Annotated in this window: 20 protein-coding genes and 1 riboswitch; of the genes, 15 read left to right on the top strand and 5 right to left on the bottom strand. The window is 60.7% G+C overall.

The features are described from left to right. Positions 1–35 precede the first annotated feature (35 nt). Positions 36–452 carry an OsmC family protein gene (locus BK662_RS27405; RefSeq protein WP_123360154.1) on the bottom strand — a complete coding sequence of 139 codons (417 nt, stop codon included), beginning with the start codon at positions 450–452 and terminating at the stop codon, positions 36–38. 219 nt (positions 453–671) lie between these two features. Between BK662_RS27405 and BK662_RS27400 the strand changes: the two genes are divergently transcribed. Further along, the gene (locus BK662_RS27400) at positions 672–1,136 is read left to right on the top strand and encodes a DUF3859 domain-containing protein (RefSeq protein ID WP_123360153.1); all 465 of its coding nucleotides are present in this window, start codon (positions 672–674) and stop codon (positions 1,134–1,136) included. Between the two features lie 70 nt (positions 1,137–1,206). Here BK662_RS27400 and BK662_RS27395 read toward each other — a convergent pair whose 3' ends face one another. Genes BK662_RS27395 through purM form a run of 3 tightly spaced genes read right to left on the bottom strand, consistent with a single transcriptional unit; the run spans position 1,207 to position 3,637 of the window. Then, positions 1,207–1,920: a DUF3108 domain-containing protein gene (locus BK662_RS27395; protein WP_123360152.1), complete on the bottom strand. Its 714-nt coding sequence runs from the start codon at positions 1,918–1,920 to the stop codon at positions 1,207–1,209. Positions 1,921–1,928: 8 nt separating this feature from the next. Further along, on the bottom strand, positions 1,929–2,579 hold the full coding sequence (purN, locus tag BK662_RS27390; protein WP_123360151.1) for a phosphoribosylglycinamide formyltransferase: 651 nt from the start codon (positions 2,577–2,579) through the stop codon (positions 1,929–1,931). Next, positions 2,579–3,637, bottom strand: a complete 1,059-nt coding sequence (gene purM / locus BK662_RS27385) for a phosphoribosylformylglycinamidine cyclo-ligase (RefSeq protein ID WP_010456810.1) — start codon at positions 3,635–3,637, stop codon at positions 2,579–2,581. The genes purN and purM overlap by 1 nt, the downstream gene beginning before the upstream one ends. A 388-nt stretch (positions 3,638–4,025) precedes the next feature. Here purM and BK662_RS27380 point away from each other — a divergent pair, with 388 nt between their 5' ends. From BK662_RS27380 to BK662_RS27360, 5 genes are all read left to right on the top strand, one after another. Beyond that, positions 4,026–5,084, top strand: a complete 1,059-nt coding sequence (locus BK662_RS27380) for a DUF2066 domain-containing protein (RefSeq protein WP_123360150.1) — start codon at positions 4,026–4,028, stop codon at positions 5,082–5,084. Positions 5,085–5,114: 30 nt separating this feature from the next. Continuing rightward, entirely contained in the window at positions 5,115–6,188 is a 1,074-nt protein-coding gene (locus BK662_RS27375; RefSeq protein ID WP_123360149.1) for an AI-2E family transporter, read from the top strand. 228 nt (positions 6,189–6,416) lie between these two features. Beyond that, positions 6,417–7,121: a DnaA regulatory inactivator Hda gene (gene hda, locus BK662_RS27370; RefSeq protein ID WP_007898944.1), complete on the top strand. Its 705-nt coding sequence runs from the start codon at positions 6,417–6,419 to the stop codon at positions 7,119–7,121. Positions 7,122–7,348: 227 nt separating this feature from the next. Further along, positions 7,349–7,987: a C40 family peptidase gene (locus BK662_RS27365; protein WP_123360148.1), complete on the top strand. Its 639-nt coding sequence runs from the start codon at positions 7,349–7,351 to the stop codon at positions 7,985–7,987. 165 nt (positions 7,988–8,152) lie between these two features. Beyond that, entirely contained in the window at positions 8,153–8,689 is a 537-nt protein-coding gene (locus tag BK662_RS27360; protein ID WP_123360147.1) for a C40 family peptidase, read from the top strand. 103 nt (positions 8,690–8,792) lie between these two features. Here the strand turns inward: BK662_RS27360 and BK662_RS27355 are convergent, their stop codons facing one another. Beyond that, complete coding sequence (locus BK662_RS27355) at positions 8,793–10,106, bottom strand: PQQ-dependent sugar dehydrogenase (RefSeq protein WP_123360146.1); 1,314 nt, start codon at positions 10,104–10,106, stop codon at positions 8,793–8,795. Positions 10,107–10,294: 188 nt separating this feature from the next. Next, a riboswitch (cobalamin riboswitch) is annotated at positions 10,295–10,528 on the top strand. A gap of 81 nt (positions 10,529–10,609) precedes the next feature. Between BK662_RS27355 and cobO the strand changes: the two genes are divergently transcribed. From cobO to cobC, 9 genes are all read left to right on the top strand, one after another. Beyond that, entirely contained in the window at positions 10,610–11,221 is a 612-nt protein-coding gene (gene cobO, locus BK662_RS27350) for a cob(I)yrinic acid a,c-diamide adenosyltransferase (protein WP_008071512.1), read from the top strand. A 10-nt stretch (positions 11,222–11,231) separates the two neighbouring features. Further along, on the top strand, positions 11,232–12,632 hold the full coding sequence (locus tag BK662_RS27345; protein WP_123360145.1) for a cobyrinic acid a,c-diamide synthase CobB: 1,401 nt from the start codon (positions 11,232–11,234) through the stop codon (positions 12,630–12,632). Beyond that, a complete protein-coding gene (gene bluB, locus BK662_RS27340) occupies positions 12,629–13,279 on the top strand; it encodes a 5,6-dimethylbenzimidazole synthase (protein WP_123360144.1) in 651 nt (216 codons plus the stop codon). Before BK662_RS27345 ends, bluB begins: the two co-directional genes overlap by 4 nt. After that, a complete protein-coding gene (gene cbiB / locus BK662_RS27335; protein ID WP_123360143.1) occupies positions 13,276–14,184 on the top strand; it encodes an adenosylcobinamide-phosphate synthase CbiB in 909 nt (302 codons plus the stop codon). Before bluB ends, cbiB begins: the two co-directional genes overlap by 4 nt. Beyond that, positions 14,177–15,169, top strand: coding sequence for a threonine-phosphate decarboxylase CobD (gene cobD / locus BK662_RS27330; RefSeq protein WP_123360142.1), 993 nt, complete (start codon positions 14,177–14,179; stop codon positions 15,167–15,169). Before cbiB ends, cobD begins: the two co-directional genes overlap by 8 nt. Beyond that, the gene (locus tag BK662_RS27325) at positions 15,166–16,617 is read left to right on the top strand and encodes a cobyric acid synthase (RefSeq protein ID WP_123360141.1); all 1,452 of its coding nucleotides are present in this window, start codon (positions 15,166–15,168) and stop codon (positions 16,615–16,617) included. The genes cobD and BK662_RS27325 overlap by 4 nt, the downstream gene beginning before the upstream one ends. Positions 16,618–16,740: 123 nt before the next feature. Next, positions 16,741–17,262, top strand: a complete 522-nt coding sequence (gene cobU, locus BK662_RS27320; RefSeq protein WP_123360140.1) for a bifunctional adenosylcobinamide kinase/adenosylcobinamide-phosphate guanylyltransferase — start codon at positions 16,741–16,743, stop codon at positions 17,260–17,262. Continuing rightward, positions 17,259–18,314: a nicotinate-nucleotide--dimethylbenzimidazole phosphoribosyltransferase gene (gene cobT / locus BK662_RS27315; protein WP_123360139.1), complete on the top strand. Its 1,056-nt coding sequence runs from the start codon at positions 17,259–17,261 to the stop codon at positions 18,312–18,314. The genes cobU and cobT overlap by 4 nt, the downstream gene beginning before the upstream one ends. Then, entirely contained in the window at positions 18,311–18,886 is a 576-nt protein-coding gene (cobC, locus tag BK662_RS27310) for an alpha-ribazole phosphatase family protein (protein ID WP_123360138.1), read from the top strand. The genes cobT and cobC overlap by 4 nt, the downstream gene beginning before the upstream one ends. Position 18,887: the final 1 nt, after the last annotated feature.

The raw sequence follows: 18,887 nt of genomic DNA, 5'->3' as shown, positions 1-18,887 counted from the left end.
GCAGGGAGCATAACCCGCTTGCGCAGCCCTTGCCGCTATTGGCTGAAGGCTCCTTCGGACAGATGGGTTTCGATGCTGATGTCGGAAGTGGTCATCAGCTTGTGTACCGGGCAGCGGTCGGCCACGCGGTGCAGTTCGTCACGCTGGGCGTCGGTGAGCACACCCTTGAGCGTGAGTTCGACGTGCAGGGCGTATTTGCCTTTCTGCTCTTCACTGTTGTCGCGCGTGACCTCAACCTCGACGCCCGTCAGCGGGATGTCCTTTTTCTTGGCATACATTTTCAGCGTCAGAGCCTTGCAGGCACCCAGGGCAGCGTCGAAGTAGTCGTGTGGTTCAGGCGCCGTGCCTTCGCCGCCAGAGGTTTTTGACACATCGGCAAAAAGTTCGTGGTCATCGATCTGGACGCTGTGACGAAAACCTTCGGCGGAGACAGTATTGACGGTAACAGTCATGGGAAACCTCGCAGGCGGTAGGAAAAAGACATTCGATCAAAAAAGATCCTGAAGTTATAGAGCATTCCTTCAAGTTCGCGTTCCACTTTCTTGGCGGGGGATTTGACCTTGCCCCAATGCCGTTAAGTCAAGACGCAGAACCTGTAGGCGCTCAGAGTTGTCATCGTCCTGTCACCCCCGCGTCATACCCTCGCGCTCATCTCAATCAAGGAGCGCACCATGCACCTCACCCGTTTAGCCGCCCTGGCCACAATGATGTTCGTCTGTGGTCTGGCCAGTGCCGAAGTCCGCATCGAAGGCCCAGTGGAATACGGTGTATTCGCTGGCCCGAAAGCCGAGCTGCAATCGGGCGAGCGAGTTTTGCGCTGCAGCAATGAACAGATCCGGCAGACCGAAGTCGTCCCTGCCAAACTGGGTACCAAATTCGGTATGCGTTACCAGTTGGCCGGCAAGGTCGCCGAAGATCAGCCGTTGACTTTGCTCTATTTAACGCCGGGCATTCGTACTCCGGATGGCATGCGTCACGACAAGCTGGAAGTCACTCAAAAACTGGTACCCGGTGCTCCGCAGGACCTGATGGCTTACGAGTTCACCGAAAGCCATGAAGTCGTTCCAGGTGAATGGCGTTTCATGGTGTTCCAGGGCGACCGTCTGCTGGCCCAGCAACGCTTTACCGTGCGCTGATCGCTCTCGCCCAGCCAAATGCCAGACGAAAAAAAGCCCCGCGTTTGCGGGGCTTTCATGTCGTTGCGGATCAGCTGCCTTTGACCGTCTTGCCGTTGACCGTACCGTCGAGGAGCATGATGTTGTACTCCTTGCCGTCGGTTTCGACCTGTTGCAAACGAACCAGCAGGTAATCCCAGTCCTTGGCGAACCACAGCACGGTGATGCGCTTGCTTTGTGTCGGATCGCGCACGCGCTCGACCTTGATCGCATCGATCTGGCCAGCCTTGGTGTCGACTTTCTCCGAACCCAGCACGCGGAAGTCATAGGTATCGACTTCGCCGTCATCGACGACTTGATAACTCATGCTTTTCTTGCCGGCGGCCACATCATGTTGCAGCGCCAGTTGATAGGTGGACTTGTCGACCATGCCGCGGTTGAGTGGGAGCTTGACGGCGTCACCGCGATCGGTGCCGGTGACCATTTTGTTGGTCCAGTCGAAATCCAGATCAGCCTTCTTGGCTTTGCCCAGACCGCCACGTTCGAAGTGATAGGACTGTGGCAGCAGCGTGTCCTTGTCCAGGGTCAGGGTGCTTTCTTCGGTCAGGCTGGCGATCATCATCGACGCCTTGAAGCTGAGCTTCCAGGCGCCATTGGCTTGCTTGGTCAGGCTGCGCTCGGCGGTGCCGCTCATGGGCAGCTGTTTCCAGTCGGCGGTGTAGCTGGCGGAGAAGGGTTGAAGGTCTGCGGCCTGCGCAAACGGCAGGGCGAGCAGAGCGCAAGCGAAGAGCAGGGCGCGACGCATAAAATCTCCTAGGTTCGAATCAAGTGGCCGCTGGCCGCGAGTAACTGTCCATCCAGTAAAGCACCTTGTTCATCGAGTGATAAACGACCTTCAGCAAACCAGCGTACGGCCATCGGGTAGATCAGGTGTTCCTGGGTATGGACTCGCTGCGCCAGACTCTGCGGCGAATCGTGCAACTCTACCGGTATTACTGCCTGTACGACCAGTGGTCCGCCATCGAGTTCCTCGGTGACGAAGTGTACGGAACAGCCGTGTTCAGTATCGCCGGCCTCCAGCGCGCGCTGATGGGTGTGTAACCCTTTGTATTTGGGCAGCAGCGAGGGATGGATATTGAGCAGGCGACCCTGATAGTGGCGCACGAAGTCAGCGCTGAGAATGCGCATGAAACCGGCCAGTACCACGAGTTTGGGGTTGAAGGCGTCGATCAGTTCGATCAGCGCGGCATCGAAGGCCTCGCGACCTTCGAAAGCCTTGTGATCCAGGGTGCGGGTATCGATACCCGCGTCCCTGGCGCGTTGCAGGCCGTAGGCGTCGGCGCGGTTGGAGATCACCGCAGCGATGCGGGCCGGGCTGTCGCCGGTCCGCGTGCTGTCGATCAAGGCCTGCAAGTTACTGCCGGTGCCGGACAACAGCACCACCACATCACAGGTCTGGGACATCAATGAGCCTTGAGGTTCTTCAGTTCAACCTGGGCCGCGCCTTCGGCAGCGGTGGCGATCTGACCGATGACCCAAGGCTGCTCGCCGGCTTCACGCAACACGTTCAGCGCGGTTTCAACGTGCTCTTGAGCAACGCAGATAACCATGCCGACGCCGCAGTTCAGCACGCGGTGCATTTCGTTTTCATCGACGTTGCCTTTCTCTTGCAGCCAGTCGAACACGGCAGGGCGAGTCCAGCTTGCAACGTCAACCACCGCTTGCGCGCCTTTTGGCAGAACGCGCGGGATGTTGTCCAGCAGGCCACCACCGGTGATGTGGGCCATGGCTTTGACGGCACCGGTGTCTTTGATCAGCTTGAGCAGCGGCTTCACGTAGATGCGGGTCGGGGCCATCAGCAGGTCGGTCAGCGGTTTGCCGTCGAGCTGGATGTTTTCGATGTCTGCACCGGACACTTCGATGATCTTGCGGATCAGCGAGTAGCCGTTGGAGTGCGGGCCGGAAGACGGCAGGGCGAGCAGGGCATCGCCGGCAGCGACTTTGGAACCGTCGATGATTTCGGACTTTTCCACGACGCCGACGCAGAAGCCGGCCAGGTCGTAGTCTTCGCCTTCGTACATGCCAGGCATTTCAGCGGTTTCGCCGCCGACCAGGGAGCAGCCGGACAGTTCACAGCCAGCGCCGATGCCGGTCACGACCTGGGTCGCGGTTTCGACGTTCAGTTTGCCGGTGGCGTAGTAGTCGAGGAAGAACAGCGGCTCGGCGCCGCAGACCACCAGGTCGTTCACGCACATGGCAACCAGATCGATGCCGATGCTGTCGTGCTTGTTCAGGTTCAGCGCCAGGCGCAGCTTGGTGCCGACGCCGTCAGTGCCCGATACCAGCACCGGTTGTTTGTAACCGGCCGGGATTTCGCAGAGGGCGCCGAAACCGCCCAGGCCGCCCATGACTTCCGGGCGCGCGGTGCGCTTGGCGACGCTCTTGATGCGTTCGACCAATGCTTCACCGGCGTCGATGTCTACACCGGCGTCCTTGTAGCTCAGGGAGGGTTGCTTGCTCATGATCCAGGCCTTTAGGGGGGATTCAGGGGTAACGACCGAGTCCAGTGGGGCCACTGAAACAGGCGAAGGGCAATTGCCGTACGCGAATTTCAGGACGCCCGGCTGTTGCCGGTCTGCGAAGGCGCGCGATTTTATCAGGCTTGAGGGGCAGCGGCCATCCTCGTGCCGACGGGCAGGAGCATATCGCGTTAAAAAAACCGATATTGCTCGTATTGGTGGCGTCCTACATGGCTGTATAAGGTATCGACGTTAACCGTCTATCGTTATGACAATGCGAAAACTTACCGGGATCGGGTGAATGTTTTGCTTGAACGTGTGGTCAACAGACCCCTGGTTCAATCATTTTCATGCGGTCTGTTCCAGCCGCTCTTGTCGTCAGGAATCTTTTATGCGTTTTCTTAAATTCTTGTTCGTGGGCTGTTTATCCATGGTCAGCCTGACCGGGCATGCCGAAACAGTCAAAAGCCTCTATCAAGTGCGCGAGCCTGTCAGCAGTCAGACGCCGGAGGAGCGCGATCAGGCGACTCAGCGGGCGCTGGATACGTTGGTGTTGCGCCTGACCGGCGACCCCAAGGCTGCGCAGAGCCCGGGTCTGGCGGCCGTGCGCAAAGACCCTCAGCAAATCATCAGTCAGTTCGGCTATGACGCCGGGCCACCGGAGGTGCTGAAAGTCGATTTCGATCCGGCCACCACCGAACAGGCCTTGCGCCGTGCCGGGTTGGCCGTGTGGGGCGCCAACCGGCCGTCGATTCTCGGTTGGTGGTTGAACGATTCCACTGAAGGTTCGAGCCTGGTCGGCGATGGCCAGGCCAGTGCCACGCCACTGCGTCGAGCGGCTCAACATCGTGGGTTGCCGCTGCGTTTGCCGCTGGCGGACCTGAACGAGCAGATTGTTGCCACTGCGCCGAATCTGGAAAGTGCAGACCCGGCACCGCTGCGGGGCGCATCCGACCGTTACAATGCCGACGCTTTGCTGGCGGTGCATGCCCGTGAAGAGGGTGGCCAATGGCAAGCCAAGTGGCGTTTGTGGTTGGGCGATCAGAAAGAAGCCGGTAGCGTGCAGGGTGCCGATACCGCCGCGCTGGCCGATGCGGTGATGTTGGCGGTCAGCGAGCGTTTGGCGTCACGTTTTGTCGCCAAGCCGGGGGCATCGAGCGAGCAGTTGCTGGAAGTGCAGGGCATGAACCTGGAGCGCTATGCAGCGCTCGGGCGTTTGCTGGAGCCTTTTGGCGCACGCCTGCAAAGTGTCGACGGCGACCGCGTGCTTTATCGGGTCAACGGCAGCGCCGAGCAACTGCGGGCGCAGTTGTCCCTGGCGAAATTGCAGGAAATTGCGGCCGGTGAGGTGCCAGCCCCCACGGCGCCTGTTCAACCCGTGGTTGCTGGCTCGACACCTGCTGTAGCGCCAGCCCCGGCACCGACGCCGCAGTTACGTTTTCGCTGGTAGTTTTTCTTTATATAGAAGCAGGAGTGGTACATGGCCGATACACGGCGTTGGTTCTGGCTCGGTGGGGTGGTCCTGCTTTGCGCGTTTATTTACCTGTTGCACCCGATCCTGACGCCGTTCCTGGTGGCGCTGTTGCTGGCCTATCTGTTCGACCCGCTGGTGGATCGGCTGGAGAAGTACGGTCTGTCACGGACCTGGGGCGTGGTAGCGGTGTTTGCGTTGTTCACATTGATCGTCACCGCGTTGCTGTTGGTGTTGGTGCCGATGCTCGCCAAGCAGCTGTTTCGTTTGTATGAACTGGCGCCGCAAATGCTCGACTGGTTGCAGCATACCGCCGTGCCGTGGGCGCAATCGAAGATCGGGTTGTCAGACGGCTTCTGGAAGTTCGACAAGCTCAAGGCGGCGTTCAGCGAGCACATGGGCCAGACCACCGACGTGGTCGGCGTGGTGCTGAGTCAGGCGACGGCTTCAGGCCTTGCGTTGATCGGCTGGCTGGCCAATCTGGTGCTGATTCCGGTGGTGAGTTTTTACCTGCTGCGCGACTGGGACCTGATGATGGCCAAGATCCGCAGCCTGCTGCCCCGTGATCGTGAAGAGCGCGTCATGTCCCTGGCGGGAGAATGCCATGAAGTGCTCGGGGCGTTCGTGCGCGGACAGTTGCTGGTGATGCTGGCGCTGGGCGTGATCTATGCCGCAGGCTTGATGATCGTCGGGCTGGAGCTGGGGCTGTTGATCGGTCTGATTGCCGGGTTGGCGGCGATCGTGCCGTACATGGGGTTCGTCATCGGGATTGGTGCGGCCTTGATTGCCGGTCTGTTTCAGTTCGGTGGCGATCTATATCCCATGATCGGTATTGTCGCGGTGTTCATGGTCGGTCAGGCGCTGGAAGGCATGGTCCTGACGCCGTTGCTGGTGGGCGACCGTATCGGTCTGCACCCGGTGGCGGTGATCTTCGCGATCCTGGCTGGCGGCGAGTTGTTTGGTTTTACCGGTGTGTTGCTGGCATTGCCTGTGGCGGCGGTGATCATGGTCCTGGTGCGTCACGTACACGATTTGTATAAGGATTCAGATATCTACGGCGGTGTCGACGAATCCGAGCTGTAAGTTTTTAATCGCTCGTAGCGGGCAGTCTGGTTTCGTGCCAGGTTTGCCCGTATCGCTGGCGTGGCTGTCACATGCGCCGTCAAAGAAACTGTCATAAAACCAGCACGTTAACGCAAACCTTTGATTTTGCTTGTGGTCTGTCGCATTGTGCGGTCAGCCTCACGGGTATAAACTTCGCAAACTTTACACAGAGGCCACTAACGGTTCCTTTGGAACTGTTCAGTCAGCATGAAACCGATTCAGCTGCCCCTAGGTGTGCGTCTGCGTGATGACGCTACCTTTATCAATTACTACCCAGGCGCCAATGCCGCTGCACTCGGCTATGTCGAGCGGCTCTGCGAAGCCGACGCCGGCTGGACGGAAAGCCTGATTTACCTCTGGGGCAAGGACGGGGTAGGGCGCACGCATTTGTTGCAGGCAGCGTGTCTGCGCTTCGAACAACTGGGGGAGCCGGCGGTGTACCTGCCGTTGGCCGAGTTGTTGGACCGCGGCATTGAAATCCTCGACAACCTCGAACAGTACGAACTGGTCTGCCTGGACGATCTGCAGGCGGTCGCCGGCAAGGCGGATTGGGAAGAGGCGCTGTTCCATCTTTTCAATCGTCTGCGTGACAGCGGCCGGCGTCTGCTGATCGCCGCCTCGACATCCCCGCGCGAACTGCCGGTGAAGCTGGCAGACCTCAAGTCTCGGCTGACACTGGCACTTATCTTCCAGATGCGCCCACTCTCTGACGAAGACAAATTGCGTGCCTTGCAGTTGCGCGCATCCCGTCGCGGCCTGCACCTGACCGACGAGGTCGGGCATTTTATTTTGACCCGCGGTACCCGCAGCATGAGTGCGCTTTTCGAGCTGCTTGAACGCCTCGATCAGGCCTCCCTTCAAGCTCAGCGCAAGCTGACAATCCCGTTCCTGAAAGAAACCCTTGGTTGGTAAAAAACCTGATAAAGCTCAGGTTTTACGCGGGTTTCGGCAAATTTCAGGCGTCAACAAATCCGCTTTCCTGCAAGATGACAGGCTGCGCAAAAGTTCAAAATGGGCTTAAGCGCTTAGATGTAAACGAGAAACCGATAAGTCACATAAAGATCGATTGAATTTGCAAATGAGGTTGATAGCGGGCATAGTCGCGGCTTCTTTAGAAACTATCAGCCACGGTCGTGCCCATGCTAAATCGCTTCGCACCCCTCGTGCCTCTCGCACTCGTCACCCTGTTGTTCGGTTGCGCTGCTCACTCTCCAGTGTCCCAGCAAGCGCCACAACAGCAGGTTTCAAATTCAGTTACCGCGCAGTCTTCTTCCGTTCTTTTCCAGGAAGAGCTGGCCACCAATAAAGAACTGGCAGACTTCGCCGGCGGCAAGTCGTACCAGCTTCCGGTTCTGGCCGACAGCATCCTCGAACGTGGCATGTCCCTGATCGGTACCCGTTACCGTTTCGGCGGCACCTCCGAGGCTGGTTTCGACTGCAGCGGCTTCATCGGTTATCTGTTTCGTGAAGAGGCCGGCATGAACCTGCCGCGCTCCACCCGCGAAATGATCAACGTTGACGCTCCTCTGGTTGCTCGCAGCGCCCTCAAGCCGGGTGACCTGCTGTTCTTCGCCACCAATGGTCGTCGCGGTCGTGTCAGTCACGCCGGGATCTACCTGGGTGACAACCAGTTCATCCACTCCAGCAGCCGCAAAAGCGGTGGTGTCCGGATTGATAGCCTGGGCGACAGCTACTGGAACAAGACCTTCATCGAAGCCAAGCGCGCACTCGCGATGGCGCCGACTGCGGCCCCGGCTATCGTCACGGCACGCAAGTAAGCGGACAGTTTGTAAGGCGAACTTAAAGTCTTACTTGAAGTTTGCCGCGTAGCCGCTAGAATCCTGATCTATTATTGATGGCAAACCGCCTGCGTTCTACGCAGGCGGTTTTCTTTTCTGCCTTCTCGGTGGAAAAAGCCGCAGCCAGATCAGGATGTTCTGTTTATGACGATGTCGGCCCGCCTCGCACTCATGTTCTTTGCAGCGCTGCTCAGCGCCTGCGCCAGCCGCCCACCGCCACCTGCGCCGGTGGTCCGCGCTCCGATTGTTTTCGGTCCTTCCCAAGCCTTTTCCCCTGCGGCAGAAGACGTGCTGTTTCGCGCACTGGGTCTGGTTGGGACGCCTTATCGCTGGGGTGGCAACACGCCGGATTCCGGGTTCGATTGCAGCGGTCTGATCGGTTACGTGTATCGCGATGTCGCAGGCATTTCCTTGCCGCGCTCCACCCGCGAGATGATCGGCATGCAGGCCCCCGATATCGGCAAGGAAGGCCTGCAAACCGGCGACCTGATTTTCTTCGCCACCAATGGCGGCTCCCAGGTCAGTCACGCCGGGATCTACGTCGGCGAAGGCCGCTTTGTCCATGCGCCAGCTACGGGCGGCACGGTCAAGCTGGACAGCTTGTCCAAAGCTTACTGGCAGAAAGCCTATCTGAGCGCCAAACGCGTCTTGCAACCCGAGCACTTGGCACATAATCCATAGCGGATGTAGGCGTCTGCCGGAAAAGATCGCAGCCTGCGAGAGCTCCTACATTGGGATGACGTACACCCTGTAGGAGCTGCCGAAGGCTGCGATCTTTTGACATTTACTTAGCTGCGGAAACGCGCCACACCTTATTCCCGACATCATCTGCCACCAGCAAGCCTCCTTGCTGATCGATCACCACGCCCACCGGCCGGCCCATGGCTTTTTCCTCGTCATTGAGGAAGCCAGTGAGCACATCCACCGGCTGCCCGGTCGGTTTGCCGGCGCTGAACGGCACGAAAATCACTTTGTAGCCACTGTGTGGCTTGCGGTTCCACGAGCCGTGCTGGCCGATGAAGGCACCTTGAGTGAACGGCGCGGGCAGTTTGCTGCCTTCGGCAAACGTCAGGCCCAGTGACGCGGTATGTGGCCCCACCGCGTAGTCCGGTGCAATCGCCTTGGCCACCAGCTCAGGGTTTTGCGGCTCGACGCGAATGTCGACGTGCTGGCCGTAATAGCTGTAAGGCCAACCGTAGAACCCGCCGTCCTTCACGGATGTGATGTAGTCCGGCACCAAGTCGCTGCCGATTTCGTCGCGCTCGTTGACGGCGGTCCACAGTGCGCCGCTCTGAGGCTCCCAGGCCAGGCCGTTTGGATTACGAATCCCCGAGGCGAAGATCCGATGATTGCCGGTGGCGCGATCCACTTCCCAGATTGCTGCGCGGCCTTCCTCCTGATCCATGCCGTTTTCACCGACGTTGCTGTTCGACCCCACGGTGACGTACAGCTTGCTGCCATCCTTGCTGGCGATGACATTTTTGGTCCAGTGATGATTCAGCGTGCCGCCCGGCAGATCGACCACCTTGATTGGCTGCGACTTGATCGCCGTCTCGCCGTTTTCATAGCGGAAGCTCAGCAGGCGATCAGTGTCGGCGACATACAAGTCATTGCCGACCAGGGTCATGCCGAAGGGCGAGTTGAGGTTTTCCAGGAACACCGTGCGGGTTTCGGCGACGCCGTCGTGGTCCTTATCCCGCAGCAAGGTGATGCGGTTCGGGCTGGGGATGCCGGCACCGGCGCGGCCCATGACTTTGCCCATGACCCAGCCACGAATGCCTTTGCCATCATCGGGTTTGGGTGGTGCGTTGGTTTCGGCTACCAGCACATCGCCGTTGGGCAGCACATAGAGCCAGCGCGGATGATCGAGGCCTTCGGCAAACGCCGCCACTTGAGTCCCGGTCGCGGCGACGGGTTTCTTGCCTTCAGGCCAGCCGATCGCCGGGGCGATGTTCACCGTCGGGATCAGGGTTTTATTCGGTTCTGGCAGCTTGGGCGACGGTCCGGTGCCGTCCGAGACTTGCAGGCTGGAGGTTTCACCACAGGCGGCGAGCCCTCCAGCGAGCGCGATGATGAGAACGAGTTGGGGTTTGCGCATTACTGATCTTCCCTATGAATGCATTGACGTAATCATAGAGAAGCGTAGACGTTCGATGGTTCAACCCGTCAACCGTGGGCTTCCTTGAACAATACGGCGATCCCTGGATGACCAGTTAATTGATCGACGGCAGTTATTCGCTCAGTGGCGCCCCGGCTTTAATTGACGCTCCCCCCCCAACCCTCTAACCTTCGCGGCTTGTTTCAGGTGCTCTGTGACCTTGGTCGACAGAGTGAAACAGGGAAACCGGTGAGTGAATTTCTTCCCACGAAGAATGATCACAATCCCGGCGCTGCCCCCGCAACGGTAAATGAGTAAAAGCTGCGTCTTGAGCCACTGTGTCGACTGTCGACATGGGAAGGCGCGCAGTCAGGCGCAAGCCGCTCATGAGCCCGGAGACCGGCCTGATTCATCCAACGGCATCACGGTGGGCGATGCCAGGCTTCTTGCCGTCTATTCTTGTGCCTGCCCGCCGTTATCCAGCCTCAACGGAGAGCTCCCCCATGACTGATACCCCCGATCGTGACGAACGCCATCTGGCGCGCATGCTGCGCAAAAAAGCCGTGATCGACGAACGCATCGCCAACTCGCCGAATGAATGCGGTTTGCTGCTGGTGCTGTCCGGCAACGGCAAAGGCAAGAGCAGCTCGGCGTTCGGCATGCTTGCACGGTCGATGGGCCACGGCATGCAGTGCGGCGTGGTGCAGTTCATCAAGGGGCGCACCAGCACCGGTGAGGAGCTGTTCTTCCGGCGCTTCCCGGAGCAAGTGCGTTTTCATGTGATGGGCGAGGGCTTCACCTGGGAAACCCAGGACCGCCAACGTGACATCGCCGCCGCCGAAGCCGCGTGGGCGGTGTCTCGCGAACTGCTGCGTGATCCGGCCATTGGCCTGGTGGTGCTCGATGAATTGAACATCGCCCTCAAGCACGGCTACCTCGATCTCGATCAGGTGCTCAGCGACTTGCAGGCCCGTCCGCCGATGCAACATGTGGTGGTCACCGGTCGGGGTGCCAAACCGGAGATGATCGAGCTGGCCGACACCGTCACTGAAATGGGCATGATCAAGCACGCCTTCCAGGCCGGAATCAAAGCGCAAAAAGGCGTCGAGTTGTGAACTGCACTTTATGAATAGCCATCGTCAATGCCCGGCGGTACTGATTGCCGCGCCGGCCTCCGGTCAGGGCAAGACCACCGTCACCGCCGCGCTCGCTCGATTGCATCGCAATCAGGGGCGCAAGGTTCGCGTGTTCAAATGCGGCCCGGATTTTCTCGACCCGATGATTCTCGAGCGCGCCAGCGGTGCACCGGTCTATCAACTCGACATGTGGATGGTCGGCGAGCAAGAAAGTCGGCGTCTATTGTGGGAGGCAGCTGGCGAAGCCGATCTGATCCTCATCGAAGGCGTCATGGGGCTGTTCGACGGTACGCCGTCCAGCGCCGATCTGGCGCGGCACTTCGGTGTGCCGGTGCTCGGCGTGATCGACGGCACCGCCATGGCGCAGACGTTTGGCGCGCTGGCCCTGGGCCTTGCACGCTATCAGCCGGACTTGCCGTTTGCCGGTGTGTTGGCCAACCGGGTCGGCACCGTGCGCCATGCGCAGTTGCTCGAAGGCAGCCTGACTGAAGGTTTGCGCTGGTACGGCGCGTTGTCCCGAGAGACCGGGATCGAATTGCCGAGTCGGCATCTCGGTCTGGTTCAGGCCAGCGAGTTGAATGATCTCGACCTGCGTCTCGATGCGGCGGCCGACTCACTGGCCAGTAGTTGCGATGTGGCTCTACCGCCGGCCGTGGAATTCGCCGCGCCTGAAATGATCGCAACCGAACCATTGCTGGCCGGTGTGCGGATTGCCGTGGCCCGGGACGAAGCTTTCGCGTTTACCTACGGCGCGAGCCTGGATCTGCTGCGGGCCATGGGCGCCGAATTGTCTTTCTTTTCGCCGATCCGCGACACCGGGCTACCGGAGGCAGACAGCCTTTATCTGCCGGGCGGTTACCCTGAACTGCACCATGTGGCATTGTCGCAAAACACGCCGATGCTGACCGCGATCCGCGCTCACCACGCAGCGGGCAAACCGTTGCTGGCTGAGTGTGGCGGTATGCTGTATTTGCTGGATTCCTTGACCGATGTCGAGGGCATGCGCGCTGAACTGGTCGGCTTGCTGGCCGGTGATGCAGTGATGCAGAAGCGTCTTGCCGCGTTGGCCTTGCAGGCGGTCGAATTGCCGGAAGGTTTGCTGCGTGGGCACACCTATCACCACTCGCTGACCAGCACCGAACTTGAGCCGATTGCTCGTGGGCTGAGTCCAAATGGCGGGCGAGGGGCGGAGGCGGTTTATCGCGAGGGGCGGATGACGGCCTCCTATGTGCATTTCTATTTTCCGTCCAATCCATCGGCGATTGCTGCGCTGTTTGTGCCTGACCCTGAGGCCGCCTTCGCGAGCAAGCCCGCTCCCACATTAGAAAGTGTGTTGTCTGAAGAAACGCGGTCCACTGTGGGAGCGAGCCTGCTCGCGAAGAGGCCATGACGGATAACGCATTCAGCCAGGCCGAACGCGAAGCTGTTTATCGCGCGATTGCAGAGCGCCGTGACATGCGGCACTTCAGCGGCGGCACGGTCGAGCCCGAACTACTACGTCGTCTGCTCGAAGCCGCGCACCAAGCGCCGAGTGTCGGCCTGATGCAGCCCTGGCGTTTCATTCGCATCAGCGACCGGGCACTGCGCGGCAAGATCCAGCAGCTGGTGGAAGAAGAACGCATCCGCACGGCCGAAGCCCTCGGCGAACGCTCCGACGAATTCATGAAGCTCAAGGTCGAAGGCATCAACGACTGCGCCGAGGTGCTGGTCGCCGCGCTGATGGACGATCGTGAGCGGCATATCTTCGGCCGTCGTACATTGCCGGAAATGGACATGGCCTCATTGTCCTGTGCCATCCAGAACCTTTGGCTCGCGTCCCGCGCCGAAGGCCTGGGCATGGGCTGGGTGTCATTGTTCGAGCCGAAAGCGCTGGCGGACTTGCTGGGTTTACCGAGCGGGGCCAAGCCTTTGGCCGTTCTTTGCCTGGGGCCGGTCAAGGAATTCTATCCGGTGCCGATGTTGGTACTCGAAGGCTGGGCGCAGGCGCGTCCACTGAGCGAGTTGCTGTATGAAAATTATTGGGGAGTGAGTCAATGAGTGTGGCGTTGTTGTGTGTCGCCGCGGTCGCGCTGGATGCGCTGCTGGGTGAGCCCAAACGCTGGCATCCGCTGGTGGCGTTCGGTCGTTTTGCCGATCGCATCGAGCAACGTTTCAACTCCGGTGGCCGCGGCTGGCGCAGTCATGGCGTTACGGCCTGGGTGATGGCGGTCGTGCCGCTGACCTTGCTGGCCACCGCACTTTCCTGGGCGCCTTACGTTGGCTGGATCGTCGAGATTCTCGTGCTCTATTGCGCCCTCGGCATGCGCAGTCTCGGTGAGCATGTCGAACCAGTGGCCAAGGCCCTGCGCAGTGATGATCTGATCGAGGCGCGCAGGCGCGTTGGCTATCTGGTCAGCCGTCAGACCAGCGAGCTGGATGAAACCGAAGTCGCCCGCGCCGCCACTGAGTCGGTGCTGGAGAACGGCAGCGATGCGGTATTCGCCGCGCTGTTCTGGTTTGCCGTGGCGGGGGCGCCCGGCGTGGTGCTCTATCGCCTGAGCAACACCCTCGATGCGATGTGGGGTTATCGCAACGAACGCTTCGAACGTTTCGGTTGGGCGGCAGCGAAGATTGATGATGTTCTGAACTACATTCCTGCACGCCTGGTGGCGTTGACCTACGCGCTGCTGGGCAAAACCCGACTGGCGCTGAAGTGCTGGCGTACCCAGGGCCCGACCTGGGACAGCCCGAATGCCGGGCCGGTGATGGCGGCCGGTGCCGGTGCGCTGGGGGTCGAGTTGGGCGGGGCGGCGATTTATCACGGTGAACTGCATCAGCGTCCGCCATTGGGCGAAGGCGTGCCGGCGGATGCCGATTCCATCGACCGTGGCTGGCAATTGGTCCAGCGCGGGGTATGGTTATGGCTGCTGATTCTATGCGTGGGGGCTGAGTTCTATGCTTGAGCACGGTGGCCGCTTGCGCAAGGCGGCGCTTGAATACGGTATCGCCGAAGCCGATTGGCTCGACCTGTCCAGTGGCCTGGCACCCTGGCCGTTCCCGGTCCCGGAGATCCCGCTGCGGGCCTGGGCGCGGTTGCCGGAAACCGATGACGGTCTGGAGCAGGCTGCCTGTGACTATTACGGTGCGGCTCAGGTGTTGCCGGTGGCGGGTTCGCAAATGGCGATCCAGTTGCTGCCGCGTTTGCGCCGGGCCGGCAAGGTCGGCGTGTTGTCGCCGTGTTACGCCGAACACGCCGAAGCCTGGCGTCGCAACGGTTACATCGTGCGTGAAGTGCTGGAGTCGGAAGTCGATTTCTTTCTCGACAGCCTCGATGTGCTGGTGGTGGTGAACCCGAACAATCCCACGGGGTTGAGCCTGACCCCGGCTCGCCTGCTGGATTGGCATGCGCGGTTGGCCCAGCGTGGTGGCTGGCTGGTGGTGGACGAGGCGTTCATGGACAACACCCCGCATTTGAGTCTGGCGCCATTCGCCAATCAGATCGGCTTGATCGTGCTGCGCTCCTTCGGCAAATTTTTCGGCCTGGCCGGTGTGCGACTGGGGTTTGTGCTGGCCGAGCGCAAGTTGCTCAAGCTGCTGGCCGAACAGGTCGGGCCTTGGGCGGTCAGCGGTCCGACCCGAGTACTGGGCCAGGCGTGCCTGACGGATACGGACGGGCACACTCGGCAGCGCATTCGCACTGACGAGGCCGGCGAGCGTCTGGCGTTGCTGCTTGAGCAGTACGGTTTCAAACCTCAGGGTGGCTGCGCATTGTTTCAATGGCTGATCACCGAGCGTGCCGAAGCGTTGCATGAGTTCATGGCCCGGCGCGGCATTCTGCTGCGGTTGTTTACTCACAACAGCAGCGTGCGGTTTGGCTTGCCCGCCGATGAAGCGGATTGGCTGCGTCTCGAGCAAGCGCTTGAAGCCTACGTTAAGGAAGCGCAATGACTACGTTGATGGTGCAAGGCACGACATCGGACGCCGGTAAAAGCACACTGGTGACGGCGCTGTGTCGCTGGGTCACGCGTCAGGGCGTGAGTGTCGTGCCGTTCAAACCACAGAATATGGCGCTCAACAGTGCGGTGACCGCCGACGGTGGCGAGATTGGCCGTGCTCAAGCGGTGCAGGCCCAAGCGGCCAACCTCGAACCGCACACCGACATGAACCCCGTGCTGCTCAAACCCAATAGCGATACCGGCGCCCAAGTGATCATTCATGGTCGCGCAGTCACCACCATGAACGCCGTCGCTTATCACGACTACAAGGCCATCGCCATGCAAGCGGTGCTGGCCTCTCATGAACGTTTGAGCTCGGCGTATCCGGTGGTGATGGTCGAAGGGGCGGGTTCGCCGGCAGAGATCAACCTGCGCGCCGGCGACATCGCCAATATGGGGTTTGCCGAGGCGGTGGATTGCCCGGTGGTGCTGATTGCCGACATCAATCGCGGCGGAGTTTTCGCGCATTTGGTCGGTACGCTGGAGCTGCTGTCGCCCAGCGAGCAGGCACGGGTCAAAGGCTTCATCATCAACCGTTTTCGCGGCGACATCACCTTGCTGCAACCGGGGCTGGATTGGCTGGAGGCGCGCACCGGAAAACCGGTGATCGGCGTTTTGCCGTATGTAATGGACCTGCATCTTGAGGCCGAGGACGGCCTCGATCAGCGTCAGACCGACAAGGCTGATCAAGTGCTCAACGTGGTGGTGCCGGTACTGCCGCGCATCAGCAACCACACCGATTTCGATCCGCTGCGCCTGCATCCGCAAGTGGACCTGCAATTCATCGGCCCCGGTCAGGCAATTTCGCCGGCTGACCTGATCATTCTTCCCGGCTCGAAAAGCGTGCGCAGCGACCTTGCGTACCTGCGTGCCAACGGCTGGGACGCGGCTATCTCGCGGCACTTGCGCTACGGCGGAAAAGTGCTGGGTATCTGCGGCGGTCTGCAAATGCTCGGCGAGCAGGTGCATGACCCGCTGGGCCTTGAAGGCGCGCCGGGTTCCAGTGCCGGTTTGGGCTTGCTGGCGTTCGAAACGCAGCTTGAAGAAGAGAAGCAGTTGCGCAATGTGCGTGGGCGCCTGGCGCTGGAGGACGCGGAGGTCAGCGGCTATGAAATTCATGCCGGCGTGACCACCGGGCCGGCGCTGGAAAACGCCGCGGTGCAGCTCGACGATGGTCGCTGCGATGGCGCGCAAAGTGTCGATGGGCAGATTTTCGGTACGTATCTGCATGGCCTGTTCGAATCACCGGCGGCGTGCAGTGCGCTGTTGCGCTGGGCCGGGTTGCAGGATGTGCAGGAGGTGGATTACCACGGGTTGCGCGAGCGCGATATCGAACGGCTGGCGGATCTGGTGGAGAAGCATCTGGATACCGGGTTGTTGCGGGAGCTCTGTGGTTTTTGAGGTGATTTCGAGACCGCCATCGCGAGCAGGCTCGCTCCCACATTGGAACGCGGTCAACTTGTGGGAGCGAGCCTGCTCGCGATGGGGTACGTCGCTACACCAGCAATTAGAAGGTTGATGACCATGCTGCAACTGATCCTCGGCGGCGCCCGCTCCGGCAAAAGTCGCCTGGCTGAAAAACTGGCGACAGACAGTCAGCTTCAAGTCACTTACATCGCCACCAGCCAGCCTCTGGACGGTGAAATGAACGAACGGGTGGCCCATCATCGCGCCCGTCGTCCGGCCGAATGGGCGTTGATCGAAGAACCGCTGGAACTGGCCCGCGTGCTGCGCGAAACCGCCAGTGCCGATCATTGCTTGCTGGTGGATTGCCTGACGCTGTGGCTGACCAATCTGCTGATGCTAGACGATGCTGAGCGCTTGTCGGCCGAACGCGAAGCTTTGCTGGACTGCCTGGCGTCATTGCCGGGTGAAATCATTTTTGTCAGCAACGAGACCGGGATGGGTGTCGTACCGCTGGGCGAATTGACTCGCCGCTATGTCGATGAAGCCGGTTGGCTGCATCAAGCCTTGGCCGAGCGCTGTCAGCGAGTCGTCCTGACCGTCGCCGGCCTGCCCCTGACTTTGAAAGGAACTGCGTTATGACTCACTCCTGGTGGCTGAATCCATGCAAGCCAATCGACGCGCAAGCGGTCGAACAGGCGCAGGCGCGTCAACAGCAACTGACCAAGCCTGCCGGCTCGCTCGGCCAGCTCGAATCGGTGGCGGTACAATTGGCCGGTTTGCAGGGGCAGGTCAAGCCGACGCTCGATCAGCTGTGGATCGCGATTTTTGCCGGTGATCATGGTGTGGTTGCTGAAGGAGTGTCGGCGTTTCCGCAGGAAGTCACCGGGCAGATGCTGCTCAACTTTGTCAGCGGCGGCGCAGCGATCAGCGTGTTGGCGCGGCAGTTGGGTGCTTCCCTGGAAGTGGTCGATCTCGGCACCGTCACGCCGTCGTTGAATCTGCCGGGTGTGCGTCACCTGAACATCGGCCCGGGCACGGCGAATTTCGTCCAAGGGGCGGCAATGACTCAGGCCCAGGGCGAACTCGCCTTGCAGGCTGGCCGTGACAGTGTGCAACGCGCCATCGCAGCCGGCGCGCAGTTGTTCATCGGTGGCGAAATGGGCATCGGCAACACCACCGCGGCCAGCGCGTTAGCCTGCGTGTTACTCGATTGCCCGGTGGTGCATCTGGCCGGGCCGGGCACCGGTTTGAACGCGGCGGGTGTCAGCCATAAAGCCCAGGTCATCGAACGCGCCTTGGCGTTGCACAGCGCTCAACGGGGCGATGCGTTGCAGACCCTGTTCAACCTCGGCGGTTTCGAAATTGCTGCGCTGGTCGGCGCGTACCTGGCCTGTGCTCAGGAAGGTATCGCGGTGTTGGTCGACGGGTTTATTTGCAGTGTCGCCGCGCTGGTAGCGGTGCGTTTGAATCCGGCCTGCCGTGAGTGGTTGCTGTTCGGTCATCGCGGCGCCGAGCCGGGTCATCGCCATGTGCTCGAAACCCTGAACGCCGAACCGTTGCTGGACCTCGGTCTGCGACTGGGCGAGGGCAGTGGTGCGGCATTGGCCGTGCCATTGCTGCGTCTGGCCTGCGACCTGCACGGGCAGATGGCGACGTTCGCGGAAGCCGCGGTGGCGGATCGCCCGGCATGAACTTGCGCCTAGACCTGTTGCGCCATGGCGAAACCGAACTCGGCGGCGGTTTGCGCGGCAGCCTCGACGATGCGCTGACCGGCAAGGGCTGGGAGCAAATGCATGCCGCGGTGATCGAGCAGGGGCCCTGGGATCGACTGGTCAGTTCGCCGTTGCAGCGTTGCGCACGCTTTGCGCAAGAACTTGGGGCGCAACTGGGTTTGCCGGTGCAGCTGGAAAAGGATCTGCAAGAGCTGCACTTCGGCGCCTGGGAAGGGCAGAGCGCGGCGGCGCTGATGGAAACCAGCGCTGAGGCGTTGGGCTTGTTCTGGGCCGATCCTTATTCGTTCACGCCGCCCGAGGGTGAGCCGGTGGCGGACTTTTCAACGCGGGTGTTGGCGGCCATCGAACGGCTGCACGCGGCCTATGCGGGTGAGCGAATCTTGTTGATCAGCCATGGTGGCGTCATGCGTTTGTTGCTGGCTCAAGCGCGTGGATTGCCGCGTGAGCAGTTGCTCAACGTTGAAGTTGGCCATGGCGCGTTGTTCTCGTTGTCGGTCGAATCCGGCGTCTCATTAAGGGAAGCGATCTGAC

The sequence above is a fragment of the Pseudomonas frederiksbergensis genome (genome assembly GCF_003732275.1).
GTDB lineage: Bacteria > Pseudomonadota > Gammaproteobacteria > Pseudomonadales > Pseudomonadaceae > Aquipseudomonas > Aquipseudomonas frederiksbergensis_H.
The sequence above is the reverse complement of the archived record's forward strand: the minus strand, read 5'-3'. Positions and strand labels throughout refer to the sequence as shown.